The following is an 18,439-nucleotide window of genomic DNA, read 5'->3' as shown; positions in this document are numbered from 1 at the left end:
CACATAAACCGCCGAATCCGGCGGGAGCTCCGACCATCCCACCAGATCCAAAGCGATCGCAACCAAATCTTCGGTGGTCAAACCGCCAGCGCCCAGCTCCCCTCTTTGTATACCTGCCTCGCCTGTAAAGGGGGTCTATGATGCGCGCTGGCGGTTTGACCACCGAAGATTTGGTTGCGATCGCTTTGGATCTGGTGGGATGGTCGGAGCTCCCGCCGGATTCGGCGGTTTATGTGCCCGGCCGAGGGATCCGACGGGTGCTGGTGGGGATCGATATCGGGACAGCGGAGCTGTTGCTGGCCCGGGAGCTGGGCTGTGATGGGGTCGTGGCCCACCACCCCGTTGGGATGCGCCACCGGATGGCCCCGGTCTACCGTCGCCACGTGGAGCTGATGATGGCCCACGGGATCCCCCGGGAGATCGCGGAGATGGCGATCCAGGAGCGAGTGGAGGAGCTGGAAACCTCCGGCCATGCGGACAATTACGATCACGTCGTTTCCGTCGCCCGCCTGTTGAATCTCCCGTTTCTGAATTTGCACGCTCCATGCGATGAAGCCGGCCGTCGGATCCTGCAGGGGGTGATCGATGAGACCATCGCCCGCAACCCCCGGGCAAGCCTCCAGGACATCGTGAGCGCGTTAGGTCAGCTCTCCGAATTCCGGGAGGCGGAGACTCCGATCCGGATCGCGATGGGGGAGGCAAGCGCTCCAGCGGGGAAGGTGGTGATGGTCCACGGCGCCCTGACGAACGGCGGCTATGCCGTGGCGAAAACTTACTTTGAGCATGGGATCGACACGGTGGCCTATATTCATATCGCGCCGAGCGAGCTGGCCCGATTGCGTCGGGAGGGGCGGGGGCAGTTGCTGATCACCGGCCATATTGCCAGCGACAGCGTGGGGATCAATCCGTGGATCGCGGAGCTGGAGGCGCGGGGGGTCGAGGTCATCCGCATCAGCGGGATCCTCGGGCGCTTCGATCCGGCGAACCGTCGCTTCCTTCGATGAGGGAAAAAGGGGACGGTGATGAAGCCGCCCACCTGCTTTATGCGGGCGGACGATAGGCGCTTTCCCAGATCCCTCGATAGCGTTCGATCTCCCGATCCCAGCGTTCATCATCCCAGCCCAGGAGCGCCTGGAGGCGATGGCGGTGTTGCTCCAGGAAAGGCAACGCCCCGCCCGGCAACTGAAAACCCAACCGAGTCCGCCGCAAGAGCAGATCATCCAAGTGGATCACCGCCTCCTGGGCGATGGCCCATCGCAGCTCTGCCCAGCACGTGGAGGTCCGGGGGATGGGCTGTCGCTCCTCGGGCGGAGCGTGAAGGAACCATAGAAGCGCCTCCGCTCCGTAACGGCTGCGCCATCGGAGCCAGAGGGCGGGGTCCAGCTCTTCCTCCGGGATCCGTGGGGCTTCGGGAGCTTTCCGATCCTTTGGAGGAGCCGGAGGCGGCAGCCGGCGCCGAAGCGCCCGCAGCGCATCGCGCGCCATCACTCGGAATGTCGTGAGCTTCCCGCCGGTGACTGTCAGGATCCCTTCATCCCACACCACGTGATCCCGTGGCTCCCGCGAGGGAGGCTGCCGCCCGGTCCCCACCACGGCCCGCACGCCTGAGAAGGTCGCCGTGACATCTTGGGGGGAGAGATCCAGGTGGGGGAAGGCGCGTTGCAGCGCGCTCAGCAGGTATTCGAACTCCTCCGGCCGGATGGCCGGTTCCCCCTCCAGATCCTGATCGTGATCGATATCGGTGGTGCCGACCAGCGCCATGCCCTCCCAGGGGAGGACGTAGAGGGGCCGGTGATCGCGAGGGTGAAGGATAATAACGCCCTGGGCGAGGGGAAGGCGCCATCCGGGCAGCAGCAGATGGCTGCCGCGAAGGAGACGCAGCCGCGGCGGCCGATGGAGCTTCCCGCGGAGCTGGTCCGCCCACGCGCCCGTGGCGTTGATCACCGCCCGGGCCTGCACTTCCAGCTCCCGGCCCGATACCAGATCTCGAACAGCCACCCCCTCGATCGCCCCCGAACGGGTTTGCAGGAAGCCCTCCACCCGTGCATAGTTCATGGCCACCGCGCCCCAGCGGGCCGCTTCGACAATCAACCGCACCACCAACCGCGCGTCATCCGTAAGGGCGTCCTGATACTGATATCCCCCCTGAAGGCCCTCCCGACGCAGGTGGGGCGCACAGGTCAGCAAGGCCTCCCGGTCGAGATACCGATGCGTCCGGCGGCCGGCGAAGGCGTCGTAAATCCAGAGCCCCAAGGCCGCCGCCGGGCGCCCGAGGGGATCGTCGCGATAAAGGGGCATCAGAAAGCCCAGGGGCTGGATCAGGCCGGGACGCGTGCGCAACAGAAATTCGCGTTCCCGGACCGAATGCCAGGTGGTGCGGAACTGACCCTGGCGCAGATAGCGCAGCCCGCCGTGAACCATCTTGCCGGATCGGCTGGAGGTTCCCCAGGCGAAATCGCGCCCCTCCAAGAGCGCAGCCCGGAACCCCAGCCTTGTGGCCTCATGGAGCAACCCGGCTCCGGTGATCCCGCCGCCGATGATGAGAAGATCCCATGGTTCATGGAGACGAAGCCACGCTTCCTCTCGATTCAGCGGCACGGTTCACCTCTGATCCACCAGCTTCCCTGGGTTCATGATCCCGTGGGGATCCGCAACCCGGAACGCGGCGCGGAGGATCTCTAGGCCCAACGCTCCCTTCTCCGCCTCCAGATACGGTTGATGGTCCACTCCCACCCCGTGCTGGTGGCTGATCGTCCCCCTCAAGCGCACGATGACCTCGCTGGCCGCCCGCTTCAGGTGGCGCCAGCGCTCCAGGGTTTCGTCCGGGTCCGGGGCCAATCGGAACATAAACGTGGTGTAGATGTTGGCGCCGTGGGTGTAGACGTGGGAGATGTGACTGAACGCATAGACCCGCTCTCCCAGATCCTCGAGCCCGCGGCGCAGGGCTTCCTCGAGGGCAGCGACCATGCGCGGCACGCGAGCCCAGACCACCGCGGTCTCCAAGGTGTCCACCGCGTATCCCAGTTCCCAGAGGGTGTTGCGGAGATATGGCGAGCGGAAGCGTTGGCGGAGCCACTCCCGAGCCAACCGGCTTCCCATCGAGCGGCCGCCATAGCGCGCCGCGATATGGAAGACCTCGGCGAGCGCGGCGTGGACCACCCGGCGGGTTCCAGCGGCGGCGACGAGGAGCATACACCGGGTCTCCGGCAACCCCCACAGGCGCAACCAGCCCTCGAGCGGGCGGATCAGCTGCTCCCGGCCGGCCAAGCGGAGGGTGATGGCCGTCTCCTCCGCCGTGCTCAACCGCAGCATCGTCAGGGGCAGCCCGGCCTGTGCCATCTCCCGGATCGCGGCCACCCCGTGGGCGAAGTCCGGGAAGAAGAAGGTCTGGAAGGCCTCGACTTCCGGCAGCGGCCGCATCCGAAGGGTGGCCTCGGTGAGGATCCCCAGCCGGCCCTCGGCGCCCAGGACCAGGTGGCGGAGATCCGGTCCGGCGGCCGAGGGGGGCATGGCGGGAAGGAACATGGGGCCTTTCGGGGTCTCCAGCCGCCCGCCGACGAACATCTCCTCGATGCGGCCGTAGCCCATAGCGAACTGGCCCACGGAGCGGGTCATGATCCAGCCCCCTAGGGTCGAATACTCGAACGACTGAGGATAATGCCCTAGGGTGAACCCGTGGGCGCGCAGCGCAGCCTCCAGATCCGGCCCTCGGATGCCGGCCTGGAAGGTGGCCAGGGCGCTGATCGGATCCAGCGCGAGCAGACGGTTCATACGGGCGAGATCCACAACTAAAGTCGGGCGTGGGTCGGGGAGAACCCGCAGGTGGCCCACCACGCTGGTGCCGCCGCCGTAGGGAACGACCCGGGCGCCAACGGCCTCCGCGTACGCGAGCAGCGCCCGCACCTCCTCATTGGTCTCCGGGAAGGCCACCCCATCCGGGGCGTAGATCCGCCCGCTGCGGGCGGCGATCCAATCCGGCAGCCCCTGGCCGATCGTGTGGCGCAGTCGGGTTTCCGAATCCGTTTGGACCATCGGGTGAGGGGGCAGGCGGGAAGGGGGGATCGTCGCCAGGGCTTCTTCCAGTGTGCAATCCCGAGGCCGGGTCCCGGATCCCAGCCGCTCCTCTAGGAAGCGGCGAGCGGCCGGCGGCAGTGGCACCTCAACGGTCGTCTCACCCCATCCGTTCCAGCGTCGCATGGGAGGGCCCGAAGCTCGCTCAGTGTGCTCCAGAAGACCTGATCATAGAAAGGAGGCAAAGAACCGTCGCAGCCGTTCCAGGTCCTCCAGGCCGGATTGAAGGACCTCGTAGACGATTCGACGATCCAGGTCCACGTATTCGTGAACCGGGATGTTACGGAAGCCGATCATGCGAATCCACTTCTCCTTCAGATCCGGTTCCGGTCCCCCACGGTCCGCCAGGATGGCCGGTATGTCGCTATACCAGCGGACCTCTCCCAGATTGAGATCGGCGATGATGTGGTTGCCCATATCCAGCGTGGCTTCGATAAAGCGGTAGCGTTGCAGGCGGTGTGGGATCCCCAGGCATTCATCCAGCTTGCGAAGACGACGTTGGAGGACCTCCGGCCGGACCATGAAGGAGCCTCCGTTTGTAGGCTTCCCGCTGAACACGGAGATAGGGGAGGAAATCGAAATACTGGCACACGATCAAAGAGAAAACTTCCCCCCGATCGAAGCCTTCCACCGAGTAGATCACCCGGTTGTGGCGGACCGCCTCGAGCTTCAGGAGGATGTCCTCGGTGTCCAGGAATACCAGATCCACCCGGCAAAAGCCCAACCGGGCCAGGTCCGCCAACAGGTCCAGTGGGTTCGGCCGCGGGGCGCCCCGCCGCAACAGGACAGCCAGGTCCAGATCGCTCTCCGCGTGCAGGCGGCCCTGCGCGGCCGAGCCGAACAAATACACCGCCTCGATCTCCGGATACTTGCGGAAGGCCTCTGTGAGAAGGTCTAGAGGTGGGATACGGCTTTCCATATAGGTGGTTCCCGGACCTTCGATTCGCATGGCCATTATAGCCTATGGTGACCCGCTTGGGCTCTATTGGCGTGAAGGGCTTTGAGCGGGCGCCAGGCCCGCCCCTGCCGCCCGAACGGACAGGGGCTTCCCTGGCCGTTTGGAGGGGGTGGAAGGCTGGATTCCGGGTTATGCTGAGAGCAGACTGAGGAACAGGGGGGAACGCATGGAACGCGAGGGCCGTAATCTTCTAACGGCGCTTTCAGAGGCGATGGCGGAGGCCGTCGCCCGAGGGGCGGCGGCGACGGTCACGGTGGACGCGCGGGATGGGCTGCCGGCCAGCGGGGTGGGCTACGCGGCCGATTTGGTGCTCACCGCCGACCACGTGGTTGAACGGGACGAGATCCGGGTCGTGTTGCCCGATGGCCAGGAGCGTCCCGCCGTTCGGATCGGCCGGGATCCGTCCACCGACCTGGCGCTGTTGCGGGTGGTGGAAGGTCTAGTTCCCACTCTGGAGATTGCGGAGCGCGAACCTCGGGTGGGGGAGATCGTTCTCGCCCTGGGCCGGCCGACCCCTGAGGGCATCCAGGCCAGCGTGGGGGTGGTCAGCGCCATCGGGGAGGCGCTTCGCACGCCGTGGGGCGGACGACTGGAGCGCTATATCCGAACGGACGTCACAATGTATCCAGGGTTCTCCGGCGGCCCGCTGATCGATGTCGAGGGGCGGGCGTTGGGGATCAACACCTCCGGCCTGGCCGGGATTCCCCTCACCGTTCCGATCCGGCTGGCGTGGCGGGTCGCAGAGACGCTGGCCCGAGAGGGCCGGGTGCGGCGGGGTTATCTCGGCGTGCGCGCGCAATCGGTCCCCCTGTCCCCTGCCCATCAAGAGGCATTAGGGCGTCCTCAGGCGCGCGGGTTGCTCCTCGTGGGGATTGAGGAAGGCAGCCCCGCTGCCCAGGGTGGCCTACGGGTAGGGGACATCCTCACCGCCTTCGCGGGGCAGCCAGTGGAAGACGTGGAGGATCTCCAGGCCCGGCTCGTGGGGGACGCCGTCGGCCGCGCGGTCGAGGTGGAGGTGCTTCGCGGCGAGGCGCGGCGGGTTGTGAGGGTGGTGGTCGGGGAGCGTCAAGAAGTGTGGGAGGGAGCGCGATGGCCGTTCCCCGGTGGGCCGCGCTGGCGATTCCGGCGGCGATGGATGCCCCCGTGGGCGCCTTGGTGGAGCAGGTAATCCCCCATTAAAACTGATCGACGTTTGAGCCACGGCCGAAGCCTGGAGATTCCAGCGAATGGGGTGGAAGATCGGTTGCGGGGAGTTCCGCGATGATCCGAGTCGCGGTGGTGGCGGCTGTGCCCGCGCTGCGGGCCGGTCTGCGGGCGATGTTGGAGGCTGACCGGGAGATCCAGGTGGTGGCGGAGGCCGCCTCCCCTACGGATCTGGAGCCCCCGGCCGAGATCGAGGTGATCGTTGCGGTCTTTGAGCCGGGGATCTCGGGATCCATGGGGCGTGCATGGCGGTGGCTGGGGGAGGCGCACGCCCTGCTTTTCCTGATCGAAGCCCCTGAATTTGTTGAGCGGGTGCGGGCATTATCCCTTCCCGTTTACGGCGTGCTGCCGCTGCATGCTTCAGAGGAGGCGCTGCGGGCCGCGGTGCGGGCGCTCCGGGAGGGACTCCTTGTGTGGGCTCCGGAGCTTCATCCGCCTGCGGTGCAGCCTGCGCTTCCAGCTTTCGAGGAAGACCAGGCGGAGTCGCTTACCCCCCGGGAGATCGAAGTGCTGCGGCTGCTGGCCGAGGGACTGGCCAACAAAGAGATCGCGGCCCGGTTGGGCATCAGCGAACACACCGTGAAATTCCACATCTCCTCGATCTATGGCAAGCTGGGCGTTGTCAACCGCGCCGAGGCCGTCCGGGTCGGGTTGCGGAGGGGGTTGATCCCGTTGTAAGGTCGGGGGGCCTTGGGTTTGTCCTGATGATAGAATTTCGGTTTTCTGTGGGGTGCGGGTTGCCTTTGGCGGCCCGCACCCCACAGAAAACTTTGTTCTTCCAGGCGGGATCCAGTGGGCCGGGCGGGATTCGAACCCGCACGGGTTTTCCCCACGTGGTCCTAAGCCACGCGCGTCTGCCTGTTCCGCCACCGGCCCGCTGTTTTAATTATAACCCTTCGCCGGATCAATGACACCCCACCTGCGAAAAGGTCCTCAAAGAGCATAAACCTCGGCCGCCCGCGCGAATCCGAGAATTTGTGCTTCCCCGAGTAGCAGAAAAGAATAGAATGGCTGGGGATGCTTGAGACCCTATTCAGAGGAGAAGCGGGATGCCGGTGGTCCTCCTGCTGGATATCGACGACGTGTTGGTCCTCCCGGTGGGATATAAACGGGGGATCCCCGCCACGTTGGAGACGTTCACCCGACGCCTGGGCTGGGAGATCCCTCTGCCCACCGAAGCCGACATCGAGTGGTTTGAAGCCGCCGGGGTGACCAGCGAGTGGGATTCCACCGCGATCTGTCTGGCCGGGCTGTTGCTGGAGGCCGCACGCCTCGATGAGCGCTGGATCGTTCCTGATTTCGATGAAGCGATGGACCGTCTGGCTGCTCGGGCCTTGGATGGCGCTCAAATCCGTCCGGATTACGTCGCCTGGGTGAAACAGGCGGGCGAGGCCACCCGCCTTGGGGAACGTCCCTCCCAGGCAGCCCTGCGACTCTGGCAGCGGGAAGTGCTGCCTCAGCTCCCGCGTTCGGAGGCCTTGGCGGCCTTGCTCAGCGCTTTGCTCGCCACCACCCACAGCCTCTCCTGTCCGACCACGGCCGTTTTCCAGACCTGGATGGTGGGAAGCCGGGCTTACGAGGAGGCTTACGGCCGGCCGGCCCCCGTCGAGGTCCCTCAAGGGTTGTTGGAGCAGGATCAGCCACTGCTCACGCGGGATGGGGCTCGGGCGTTGACTGCTGTCTGGTATGAGGGCCGTCTCGCTCCCGCTTTCTATACCTCACGGCCCTCCCGCCCGCCGCTGAAGGAGCCGCCACCTCCGCTCCCGGTTTATTCCCCAGAGGCCGAGCTGGCCGCCCGATTGGTGCGGCTGGAGGATTGGCCCCCGGTCGGCCTCGGCCGCCTGTTCTGGTTGGCCGAGGCGGTGGGGCTTCATGAGAACCCGACCAAGCCTCATCTGATCCATGGAATGGCGGCTTTCGCGGCGGCGATCGCCTCCGTGGACGGGATCATCGAGATCCAAGCCCTTCAATCGGCGTATGAAACCCTCCAAGCCGGCGAGCTGAAGGGCCCGCTGGCGGAATGGGCGGAATTCCCCTGGCATGTCGTGTTGGTGGAGGATTCCGTGAAGGGGATCCTGGGCGTCTTCCGAACGGTCCGCCGTTTGTATGAACTTGGGATGTCCGTCCGCCTGACGGTGTTTGGGATCGCCCCGCATCCCGGCCCCAAAGCGGAGGCCCTGGAGGCCTATGTGGATCGCCTGGTGCCTTCTGTGAACGATGCGATCGAAGAGATCGTCCACTTATGTCGCGAGGGATGAACTGATTGCTACATTTAGAGGTTCTTCATGCCTGAAGACGAGGCTCGTGTGCTAGTGGTTGAGGATGATAAGGATTTCCGGGATTTGCTTGTGGCGGTGCTGAGTCGGGCACACTATCAGGTGGAAACCGCAGGCGACGGCTTTTCAGCCTTGGAGAAGGCTCGGCGCGATCGGCCCGATTTGATCTTACTGGATGTGATGTTGCCGGATCTGAGCGGCTTTGAGGTTTGTCGGCAGCTGCGAAAGCTTCAGCACCTGCGAACTATCCCGATCATCATGCTCACCGCGATGGGGCGGATCGAGGATAAATTGAAGGGGATCGAGGCGGGGGCGGATGATTATTTGACGAAACCCGTGGCGATCCCTGAGCTATTGGCTCGGGTGAAGATGCACCTCCGTCGTTCCCAACGGGAACGGATGATCAACCCCCTTTCGGGTCTTCCCGGAAATCCTGAGATCGAGAAGGAGATCCGGCTGCGCTTACAGGAAGGCCAGCCGTTTGGGATCGCCTATATCGATCTGAACCGATTCAAGGAGTTCAATGATCGCTTCGGGTTCTTGGAGGGAGATCGTGTCATACGGGCCTTGGCCGATCTCTTGGTGAAAGCGATATCGCAACATGGGGATCCGGCTGTGGACTTCATCGGCCACATCGGTGGGGACGATTTCGTGATCATCGTCCGCCCGCATGTCCTCGAGCGTGTTGTTCGCTACATTTTGGACGAGTTCGGTCGAATGGCCTGGGCGCCGGAACTTTCGATCTCGATTGTGGGAGGGGTCATCGATCTCACGCGCTCTATTGAGCTGGAGACACTGATCCGGTATCTGGCCGATCTCAAGCGCAAGGCTAAGCAAGAGGGCTTCCCCTTGCTTTTATCTAACTTCTGAGGTTTGGGCGGTCCCCCCACTGCGTGGAGATGATCATCCGCGACAAGGAGGGGCACCCACCAGGGGCATCCCGATGGGCAGGCACAAGGCCTGATTCTACATCCTGGTTGCAGGGATCACACCGGGAAAGGATAAGGGCGCCTCCAGTAGGGGCGCTCGGGGGATTGGATGGTCTGCATTCGCCGAGCCGTTGAATCATCTGCCCCATTCTGGGGAAACCGCAATCGCTCCGGATGGATCGCGATTCAACCACTGTCTGACGACATGGCGGACTTCATGCCACCGAATTTCCTGTGGGATGCGGGCTGTGTACGCGGTCTATATCTCGCAGGGATGCCCAAGGCACTACAAATTTAGGGCGTTACCCGAGGGGCCATCCTGAGCTTACAATTGTAGAGACGCGATAATTTTTGTTGGAAATGTTTATGAAACAGTTAACTCAAGGTGTTTTGATCCTCTTTTTCTTTTCCGTGCTTTTTGAAGGAACCTTCAGTACCGCCGTTGCACAATCGGGGCGATGGCTCTTTCCGTTATCCCTCTTGGGTGTATCCGAGCCGGTGGTCCTCGCGGGCCCGTCTGCGGAACAGACGGTCTCCATCCCGGTTCCGAAAGGCCTTCGTCCGATTCGTCTGTCCGCCCGTGCCCGATCATCCCCAGGCGCGATCGGGGCTTCACTCCAGATCAGCCACGAGGGGCGGACCCTTCAATGGGTTCGTCTGACGGCCTCTGAGATGCGGGTGCTCATCCCCCTCGAGGAGGCGCGGGTGGTCTCGAGCCGCCTGCTGCTCCGGTTGCGGCTTGAAGCCTCAGATCTGGCCGCGGATTGAGCCGCCCCGGAACGGATCCGGGTGGAGCTGGATCGGTTGGAAGTGGAGATGGAAGGGGCGTTGGAGCCGCCGGATCGGGTCGCGGAGTTCTGGCCGCCGGTGTTGCGCGCCCTCCACATCCAATTGCCGGATCCTCCCTCGCCGGAGGAGGCGACTGTGGCGCTGCGCCTGGCGGCCTTGGGGGCTCGCCTGGCCGCCGGCCATCTCTTCACCCTCACAGTGTCCTCCACGGCAGCGCCACCCTTCACGGTCGATGATCCATGGTCCCGTTGGGTCCGGATCTCCCGAGATGGAACGCCGCGGTTGGCGTTGGCCCCCTCAGGGGCCGGTCGGATGCCGATTTTAGAGATCGCAGGTCCCCCGGGTTCCCTGGAGGCCAGCTTGGAGGCCTTAATGGCCTATCCGGAGGCCTTGCAGGGGCCTTCCATCTTCGCCGTAGAGGGCGCTGCTCCGCGATCCCCCAGCGGAGATCTCATCTCCCTGGCCGCGCTGGGCTATCCCCAGATCCAGATGAGCGGCTCCGGGGCCATGGAGACGACGATCTTTTTCTCCCAGGCCGATTTGGGTGGGCCGGTTCGCAGGGTGGAGTTGCGGTTGGCCGGCCGCGCGACGCCGATCCCCCCTGGCGGCCACGCGCAGCTGTTGGTCCTGCTCAACGGGGGCCTCGTCTACGCAGAGCCAATGGCCGGGGGATCCTTTGACCGTTGGATCTCCCTGCCGGATGGATTGCTCCGGCGCGACAATAACCTCGTCGTTCGCGTGGTCTACACCCCTCCGGGTGGGGAATGTCGAGCAGGAGTTCATCCGATTACAGTCTTCATCGATGGCGCTTCGTATTTCCAGTTCCGGAAAGGAACGCACTTGTCGGCTGGATTCGAGCGGCTGCCACAGGGGTTGCTGCCGACGTTCACGGTGGGACTGGATCCTCTAAATCAGGAGACGATCGAGGCGGCCGCGCAGCTGATCGCGGTTCTCCAGCGGACCACACGGACGATGCTGATCCCAAGGGTTCGAGCTTGGCCCGAAGCGGTTGCCGCTTCCGGCCCGTTGCTGCTGGTCACCCTGGATCCAGGGAAGGTCTCGGCGATCCGGCCGCCCCTAGATCCACGGCCGTTCCGGGTGATCGATGTGGACGGGCGGGAGCTTTTCCGAATGGAAATCGACCGGCCGTTCGCGGTGCTGGAGGCCTTCGACTCCGGGGGGCGGGAGATCCTGTTGCTCACGCGGCGTGGTGATCGTCCGGATCTGCGGGAGATGGAGCGGGCTCTGGATCCGCAATTGGGGTGGTATGGGTTAACCGGCGACGTATGGATATGGCCTGACGGGGAGGTTCCTGTGGCGATGCGCTTGCGAGGGGGTGGGCTGCGGGTGGTCTCCCTCGCCCCGTCGCCGGCCCTTCGATGGGAGAAGATCCGTTTTGGGGTGATGGGCGCGGCCCTCATCGGGGCGGTGTTCTTCCTGCTCTGGATCTACCCGCGGGTGGTTCGGAAGGCCCCGCCGGGATCACCTTAGCCTCAATAAACTTCCAACCCGCAGTTTCCTTATAGGGGTCTTTGGGGGCTGGGGGCCGCCGGCTTCCCCGTTGCATATCCCAAAGACGAATCTGGATGAAGAAGCGGTGAAGATGCGGCTCGGCGAATATCTCCTGGCCCAAGGGTTGTTGTCCCCTGAGGATCTCCACTGGGCGTTGCAGATCCAACAGGAATCCCGCGAGCCGCTGGGACAGATCCTGGTTTCGAGGGGCTTGATCCGGCGCCTGGATCTTTACCAGGCGCTGGCCGAGCTGTGGGGTTGCCCATTCGCTGACCTAACGAAGGAGCTGCCGGATCCGGAGCTGGTGCGGCGGTACCCGGCCTCGGCGATGCGGGATAAATGGATGATCCCCCTTCGCCGGACCGCGGCGGGGCTGGAGGTGGCCACCGCCCGCCGGCCGGACGATGCGCTCCGGGCGGAGGCGGAGTCCTTCTTCGGCGCCCCGGTGGCTAGCTTCCGGGCGACGACGGAATGGGATATCCGCCAGGCCCTCTTGCGGATCTTTCGCTCCGACATCCTCGCCGAAGCCACCTATGGTCTTTATTACCGACGTCCGGCGGAATCGGCCTATACGGTTTTCACTCCCTTTCAGTTCATCGTCCTGTCGATCCTTCTGTTAGGGCTCCTCGTGGGATGGATTTGGGCCCCTCGTCTGACCGGCATCGTCCTCAACGCATTTATCAACATCTTTTTCTTGGCGGGAATTCTGTTCAAATTCTTCATCTCTTTGGCAGGGGCCCGCTATGAGCAGGTACAGGCGATCACCCCTGAGGAGGTGGCCGCTTTACGGGGTGAGGAGCTTCCTCGTTACACCGTGTTGGTCCCCTTATATCGGGAGGCCGCGGTCGTCCGGCCGCTGATCGAGAACCTGGCGCGCCTGGATTACCCGCCGGAGAAGCTGGAGGTGTTTTTGCTGTTTGAGGAGGACGATCGTGAGACCTTAGAGGCGGCGAAAGCGGCCCGCCCGCCTGGGAATTTCTTCTTCATCACCATCCCAGCATCGATCCCACGCACGAAGCCCAAAGCATGCAATGTGGGTCTGTTCTTCGCCACCGGGGAGTTCCTGGTGATCTACGATGCCGAGGACCTTCCGGAGCCGGATCAGCTGAAGAAGGCCGTGATCGCCTTCCGGAAGGGCGGTTCGGATTTGATCTGTGTCCAGGCGGCCCTCAACTATTACAACGCCCGCGAGAACTTCCTGACCCGGATGTTCACGCTCGAGTATTCGTTCTGGTTCGATTACATGCTTCCCGGTTTATATCACCTGGGCCTCCCGATCCCGCTCGGGGGCACGAGCAATCATTTCCGGACAGACCGCTTGCGTGAGTTGGGGGGCTGGGATCCGTTTAACGTGACGGAGGATGCCGACCTGGGGATCCGCGCCGCCACCGCTGGATACCGGGTGGGGGTCATCAACAGCACGACCTATGAAGAGGCCAACACGCGCGTTGGGAACTGGATCCGCCAGCGTTCCCGCTGGATCAAGGGCTACATGCAGACCGCTCTGGTTCACACCCGAAACCCAGTGCGATTGTTGCAGCGGGTGGGTCTGCGCCAGGCGCTGGGTTTTCTCCTGTTGGTCGCCGGCACGCCCCTCACTTTCCTCAGCGCGCCGTGGATGTGGGGGATGTTTGCGATTTGGGCGCTGACCGGGACCAAGGGCCTGGATCCGTTTTTCCCACCCATCATCCTCTACATCAGCTTGTTTAATCTCCTTTTCGGTAATGCCGTCGCGATCTATTTGAACATGTTGGCCGGCTTCAAGCGGCGTTATTACGATCTGATCCCCTGGGCCTTGCTGAACCCCATCTATTGGGTCCTGCACAGCATCGCTTCCTACAAGGCGCTCTGGCAGCTCTTCACCCGTCCGTTTTATTGGGAAAAGACCGTTCACGGGATCAGCCGTCTGGCGCCCGGGGGATCGGGCTGATCTCCTGCCTGCCCAATCGATGGTTCAGGCCCCTTGGATCGCCGGGGATCACTTCGGATGGCGAAGGCCCGACCGCCGCTTACGGAGCTGGCTGGCTTCATGCCTTGTCGCGCTGGGAGGGGAAAGTCTTCTGAAAAGTGCGGCCGCTTATACGGCCCTCACTCGGGTTGGGGTGACTGCTGGATCACCCGGGCTCGATCCATCTTGCTGGGTCAGGCTTGGGATGGAGGCGTGTCATGCGATGGCGGGTCATTCTGGGGAACGGGCTCGCGGTTGTGCTATTGGGCTTTCCCTATCTGTTGTTGGGGTTGGAGGCGACCCGTTCAGGGTTCCTCAGCAACGACCACGCCTATTTAATCGAGAAGGCTTTGATGGTTCGGGATCGGGGGCGTCTGGAGTGGATCGGGTTTGCATATCCGCCGCTGCCGGTTGGGTTGCTGTTGCCTTGGCCATCGCCTTATGGGGCCGTCGTCCTCTCATCCCTTTGCGCCGGAGCTTTGGCATGGGGGGTCTGGCGATCGATGGGGCGCCTGGACCTCCATCCGGCCGTTCGAGCTGGCCTGCTGCTCGCCGTGATGGTCGCTCCCAGCAGCCTTTTCCAGGCCACCCAATCCCTCAGCGCAACCTTGGGTTTGCTCCTCTTCTTCGCCGCCTGGATCCAATATCTCCTTTTCACCCGAGGCGAACGAACCGATGCCGGCTTTATCGCCGCCCTGCTGATCTCCTTGGGATTTCTCGCAAACTTTTACGCCCCCTTTTTTGCCATTGCCTTCGCCCTGACCGTCCCTCTGTTCGCCCGGTTGCGCTCCAGGGCGCATTTGGGGGCGATCCTGTTGATCCTCACCTTTCCCTCTCTTGCGACCGTTGGGAGCTGGGCTTATCTCTCCTGGCTGTTCACAGGCGACCCCCTTCGATTTGTGTTCGATCCGAGCTCCAGCCTGCTGGCCGCGTTCCGGCCTGAGGAGGCGTTCTTAACGGCAGACGCGATCGCCCGGGAGAGCATGCAGCGTTTACTGGCGACGCCGTTCTATCTGGGAGTGGGGATGTTGATCGCTTGCTATCAGGTCAGGCGGCTGCCGGCCTATCTGATCCCCGTTGCCCTTGACCTGAGCGCATGGTCGATGGGATGGGCCGTCCCCCAACCCTTCGATCGGAGCTTGAGGCTGCTGTTCGCCATCAGTGGGATCCCCGCCAGGACCCCGCGACGGCTTGGAGGCTTGCTGCTCCTGTTGGCTTTGCTGCAGGTGGCGGCGGACAGCTCCACGCTGGCGCTCGGCGAACCGGCCCGCTGGTGGCGCACGCTGAACGTCGGGCCGCTGCCGGAGGATCAGGTCGAGCAACGGGTAGCCCAGTACCTGGCCCAGTTGCCGTGCGGATCTGTCCTAACGGATGATCGAGAGGCGTTCCGGTTGATCGCCCGCGCGGGCACCGCATGCCCCTTTGTCCTTCCGCCCGATCCGATCTTCGAGATGGCCGTGGTGGCGCCGGAGCGCTTCGTTTCGTACGTGTTCGTGGCGGAGCATCCCACCCGGTTGCCCGGGCCGCTCGAGGCGCGTTATCGGGACCGACCGCCGAAGGGTTTTGTGACCGAGCTCTCATGGCCGGGGTGGCGATTATATCGGCGGATCGCCTCCGAGAAACCTGATTTGTATTAAAGTTAGATAGTCACCGTGCAGTCTAAAGGGCGACATGGAGGGGAAAACGCCCTTAAGAGCTGGAGGCCGCCGAAGGTGGCCCCCAGCTCTTAAGGCGAATTTTTGGGGGTGAGGGCTTTGTCGCAAAGTAGAGGAGAATTCGAATGGAAGTTCTCTGTGAGGGATGGGCCGCGTAAGCGGCCCGCCCCTCACAGAAATTCCACTGACCACCTCTGTTTGCAACAGAGCATGGTGTGAGGAGTAAAGGATGGGTTCGGAAACCGAGAACCAACTGGACATCCTCACGGTCTGGCCGGATGATGACTGGGCCTCCTTGCGGTTCCGGATCGCCACCTCTCAGGCTCCCCGGGTGATCCTCGAGGTCCCGGAGCGCCACCCGGCGATGAGCCCCGTGCTCCTGCGGCGCCTTCAGCATCTGGCGGAGGGGATCGGAAAAGCGATCGCCCTGGTGACCCCCTCCTCGGAGTGGCGTCGGATGGCGCGCGAGGTGGGAATGCCCGCTTTTCCGAGCCGGGAGGCTGCCCTGCGCGCTTCATGGCCGGACGATGAAGAGCATGAGGCGCCGGCGGCCGCGATCGGGCTTACCCCGGCGATGCGGACGTGGGCAGAGGGCCGTCGCCGGCCGCTTCCCCAGTGGGCCTCCATCTTGAGCTTAACGATCGGTGGCCTAGGGTTTCTCTCGGTGCTCTTCCTGGTGATCTTTCTCTTCCCATCGGCGGAAGTGATCCTTAAGCCTCAGGGGCGACCGGTGGCGATCACGGAAACCCTGACGGCGGATCCCCGCCTGGCCGCTCGGGATCTCCGCCGTGGGGCCATCCCAGCTTATCCCGTGGCCGTGATCGTCGAGGGACAGGCGGAGACCCAGGCCACCGGGCGTCAGGAACAGCCTGCCGATTACGCTCAGGGCCAGGTGGTCTTGGTGAACCAGACCGCCCGCCCGGTGGAGGTCCCTGCGGGCACGGTGGTTCGGGCGGCCAGTGGGAACGTCACAGTTCGCTTCGTGATCAGTCCCTCGGTGACAGTGCCGGCGGGCTTCGGGGCGACCGCGGTTGCCCAGGTGCGGGCGCTGGAGCCCGGGCCGGTGGGCAATGTGGGGCCGAATCAGATCAACTTGGTGGAAGGGCCGCTGGCGTTCGCCCTGCGGGTCAGCAACCCGGAGCCGCTGAGCGGGGGCCGACTGAAAATCGTTCCAGTGGTGACCGCGGCGGATCGGGATCGGGTCCGCGAGGCCCTCATCGCGCAGCTCCGTCAGCAGGGTTACGCCCAGATGCTGGCCGGTCTGGGTCCTCAGGATTGCGTGTTGCCGCAAACCCTACAGGTCGAAGTGCTGTTGGAAGGATACGATCGACTGGTTGGGGAGCCGGCTGAGACGCTGCGGGCAGAGATGCGAGCTCGGGTTTTGGGCTATAAAGTGTTGCGAGACGACATCGGGGCGATGGCGCTGGTGGCCCTCAGCCGACAGACGCCTCCGGGCTATGAGCTTGCCGCGGAGGGATTGATCTTCAAGGGATGTGAGGATCTGGAAGCAGTGACGGAGATGGATGCGGAAGGCAACCCGCGCATTCGGATGACCTTGCGTGCTCAGGGGAACGCCATCCCCCGCCTCTCCATTGCGCAGATCCGCCGGGCCCTCCGGGGACGAACCCCTGACGAGGCCCTGCGGCAGCTTCAGGCGCTGCCCCTCGCCCAGCCGCCCGAGATCCGGATCCAACCGTCCGGCTGGCCGTGGCTTCCTCTCCTGGAATCCCGGATCCGGGTGCGAATCCAGCCGTAATGATTCTTCGATATGGGACGGAGAGACCATCAGCCCTCCTCCCTGCCGCCCAAAGGGCGGCAGGGAGGAGGGAAGAGAAAATCTTTAGGGGGTGGGGCCGCCTTCGGCGCCCCACCCCCTAAGGAAGCTGCGATGAGCAAGAGCGACCTGGCGGTCGTGATGGTGACTTGGAACGTGCGGGAGTGGGCCCTGCGGGCCTTGGGTTCCCTCGCATCGGCGCTGGAGCGCTCCGGCCTTTCCGCCGCCGTATGGGTGGTGGATAACGCTTCCACCGACGGCACCCCGGAGGCCATTCGTTCGATGTTCCCGACAGTTCAACTGATCGCGAACCCGAGCAATCGGGGGTTTGCAGCGGCGAACAACCAGGCGCTGCGCGCGATGGGCTTTCCGGATGGCCCCTCAACCCCTCGCTACGTCTGGCTCTTGAACCCCGACACGGAGGTCCGGGGGGAAGCCCCGGCCGTCCTGATCCGCTTCATGGACTCCAGCCCTCGGGCGGGCGTCTGCGGCCCCCGTTTGATTTACCCGGACGGTCGCTTTCAGCACAGCGCCTTCGAATTCCCGGGACTGGCGCAATTGTTCCTCGACCTGTTTCCGCTCCATCCCCGGTTGCTGGAGACCCGGCTGAACGGGCGCTATCCCCGGGCCTGGTACGCGCGGGGGAAGCCATTTCCGATCGGACATCCCCTTGGAGCGGCGATGATGGTGCGGGGGGAGGCGATCCGGTCGGTGGGGTTGCTGGACGAGGGCTACTGGATCTACGCGGAGGAAGTGGACTGGTGTTGGCGGATGGCCCGGGCCGGTTGGGAGCGCTACTGTGTGCCGGAGGCGGTGGTGGTGCACGCGGGGGGAGAGAGCACGCGCCAGGTGCGCCCGGAGATGATCCGGGCCTTATGGGCCAGCCGCCTGCGGCTTTATCGCCGACATTATCCTCCTTGGAAGTTCCGGCTGGCCTGTCGTCTGGTCGCTTTTGGAGCAAGCGTGCGCGCTCGCGCGATCGCTCGGGAGGACGCGGCCCTGCGAGCGGCCTACGAGGACGTGCAGCGCATGGCCCTTGAGGCGGTGAGCCCTTAGCCTGCCTGTTTTGAGGATGGTATGCCCTCGCTTCGTGGGGAGAAGTCATGGGTAGCGCCCGATGTCTAACGTTCAAATGGGCTACGCGGTGAGGGGAATTGCCTCACTCCCTCCCCCCCTCCCCGTGTGGCAAAGCCGCACAGGGAGGGGGAAATTGGTTTCTTCGTGGGGGTGTGGGCCGCCGAAGGCGGCCCACACCCCCACGAAGAAACCAATTTCCCCCTCCCTGTGCGGCTTTGCCACACGGGGAGGGGGGGAGGGAGTGAGG

At 64.2% G+C, this 18,439-nt stretch carries 15 protein-coding genes and 1 tRNA gene; 11 read left to right on the top strand and 5 right to left on the bottom strand.

Annotated elements, in window-relative coordinates; all coding sequences use genetic code 11:
- Positions 1-140 precede the first annotated feature (140 nt).
- Positions 141-1,004: a hypothetical protein gene (locus ACFMO5_RS07190; RefSeq protein ID WP_376792077.1), complete on the top strand. Its 864-nt coding sequence runs from the start codon at positions 141-143 to the stop codon at positions 1,002-1,004.
- A gap of 37 nt (positions 1,005-1,041) precedes the next feature.
- Here ACFMO5_RS07190 and ACFMO5_RS07185 read toward each other — a convergent pair whose 3' ends face one another.
- Genes ACFMO5_RS07185 through ACFMO5_RS07170 form a run of 4 tightly spaced genes read right to left on the bottom strand, consistent with a single transcriptional unit; the run spans position 1,042 to position 4,990 of the window.
- Positions 1,042-2,598, bottom strand: coding sequence for a glycerol-3-phosphate dehydrogenase/oxidase (locus ACFMO5_RS07185; RefSeq protein WP_376792076.1), 1,557 nt, complete (start codon positions 2,596-2,598; stop codon positions 1,042-1,044).
- Positions 2,599-2,601: 3 nt separating this feature from the next.
- The gene (locus ACFMO5_RS07180; protein WP_376792075.1) at positions 2,602-4,197 is read right to left on the bottom strand and encodes an FAD-binding oxidoreductase; all 1,596 of its coding nucleotides are present in this window, start codon (positions 4,195-4,197) and stop codon (positions 2,602-2,604) included.
- Positions 4,198-4,239: 42 nt separating this feature from the next.
- On the bottom strand, positions 4,240-4,593 hold the full coding sequence (locus ACFMO5_RS07175; RefSeq protein ID WP_376792074.1) for a DUF86 domain-containing protein: 354 nt from the start codon (positions 4,591-4,593) through the stop codon (positions 4,240-4,242).
- Positions 4,547-4,990 (bottom strand): nucleotidyltransferase domain-containing protein, encoded by a 444-nt coding sequence (locus ACFMO5_RS07170; RefSeq protein ID WP_376792073.1) that lies wholly within the window; start codon positions 4,988-4,990, stop codon positions 4,547-4,549. The genes ACFMO5_RS07175 and ACFMO5_RS07170 overlap by 47 nt, the downstream gene beginning before the upstream one ends.
- 205 nt (positions 4,991-5,195) lie before the next feature.
- Between ACFMO5_RS07170 and ACFMO5_RS07165 the strand changes: the two genes are divergently transcribed.
- Positions 5,196-6,197 (top strand): S1C family serine protease, encoded by a 1,002-nt coding sequence (locus ACFMO5_RS07165; protein ID WP_376792072.1) that lies wholly within the window; start codon positions 5,196-5,198, stop codon positions 6,195-6,197.
- A 92-nt stretch (positions 6,198-6,289) separates the two neighbouring features.
- Positions 6,290-6,910, top strand: a complete 621-nt coding sequence (locus tag ACFMO5_RS07160) for a LuxR C-terminal-related transcriptional regulator (protein ID WP_376792071.1) — start codon at positions 6,290-6,292, stop codon at positions 6,908-6,910.
- A 115-nt stretch (positions 6,911-7,025) separates the two neighbouring features.
- Here the strand turns inward: ACFMO5_RS07160 and ACFMO5_RS07155 are convergent.
- Positions 7,026-7,108 (bottom strand) — tRNA-Leu (locus ACFMO5_RS07155).
- Between the two features lie 173 nt (positions 7,109-7,281).
- Here ACFMO5_RS07155 and ACFMO5_RS07150 point away from each other — a divergent pair.
- The 8 genes from ACFMO5_RS07150 to ACFMO5_RS07115 all read left to right on the top strand — a co-directional run bounded on the left by ACFMO5_RS07150 (position 7,282) and on the right by ACFMO5_RS07115 (position 18,171).
- The gene (locus tag ACFMO5_RS07150; RefSeq protein ID WP_376792070.1) at positions 7,282-8,490 is read left to right on the top strand and encodes a hypothetical protein; all 1,209 of its coding nucleotides are present in this window, start codon (positions 7,282-7,284) and stop codon (positions 8,488-8,490) included.
- 27 nt (positions 8,491-8,517) lie between these two features.
- A complete protein-coding gene (locus ACFMO5_RS07145; protein WP_376792069.1) occupies positions 8,518-9,378 on the top strand; it encodes a response regulator in 861 nt (286 codons plus the stop codon).
- 557 nt (positions 9,379-9,935) lie between these two features.
- Positions 9,936-10,205, top strand: coding sequence for a hypothetical protein (locus ACFMO5_RS07140; RefSeq protein WP_376792068.1), 270 nt, complete (start codon positions 9,936-9,938; stop codon positions 10,203-10,205).
- Positions 10,206-10,226: 21 nt separating this feature from the next.
- Positions 10,227-11,717 (top strand): hypothetical protein, encoded by a 1,491-nt coding sequence (locus ACFMO5_RS07135; protein WP_376792067.1) that lies wholly within the window; start codon positions 10,227-10,229, stop codon positions 11,715-11,717.
- Positions 11,718-11,829: 112 nt separating this feature from the next.
- Positions 11,830-13,668: a glycosyltransferase gene (locus ACFMO5_RS07130; protein ID WP_376792066.1), complete on the top strand. Its 1,839-nt coding sequence runs from the start codon at positions 11,830-11,832 to the stop codon at positions 13,666-13,668.
- A gap of 236 nt (positions 13,669-13,904) precedes the next feature.
- On the top strand, positions 13,905-15,323 hold the full coding sequence (locus tag ACFMO5_RS07125; RefSeq protein ID WP_376792065.1) for a hypothetical protein: 1,419 nt from the start codon (positions 13,905-13,907) through the stop codon (positions 15,321-15,323).
- Between the two features lie 247 nt (positions 15,324-15,570).
- Positions 15,571-17,097, top strand: coding sequence for a baseplate J/gp47 family protein (locus ACFMO5_RS07120; RefSeq protein WP_376792064.1), 1,527 nt, complete (start codon positions 15,571-15,573; stop codon positions 17,095-17,097).
- A 132-nt stretch (positions 17,098-17,229) separates the two neighbouring features.
- Positions 17,230-18,171 (top strand): glycosyltransferase family 2 protein, encoded by a 942-nt coding sequence (locus ACFMO5_RS07115; RefSeq protein WP_376792063.1) that lies wholly within the window; start codon positions 17,230-17,232, stop codon positions 18,169-18,171.
- Positions 18,172-18,439: the final 268 nt, after the last annotated feature.

The organism is Thermoflexus sp. (assembly GCF_042408365.1).
Classification (GTDB): domain Bacteria; phylum Chloroflexota; class Anaerolineae; order Thermoflexales; family Thermoflexaceae; genus Thermoflexus.
This window is presented reverse-complemented; position numbering and strand designations above follow the sequence as displayed.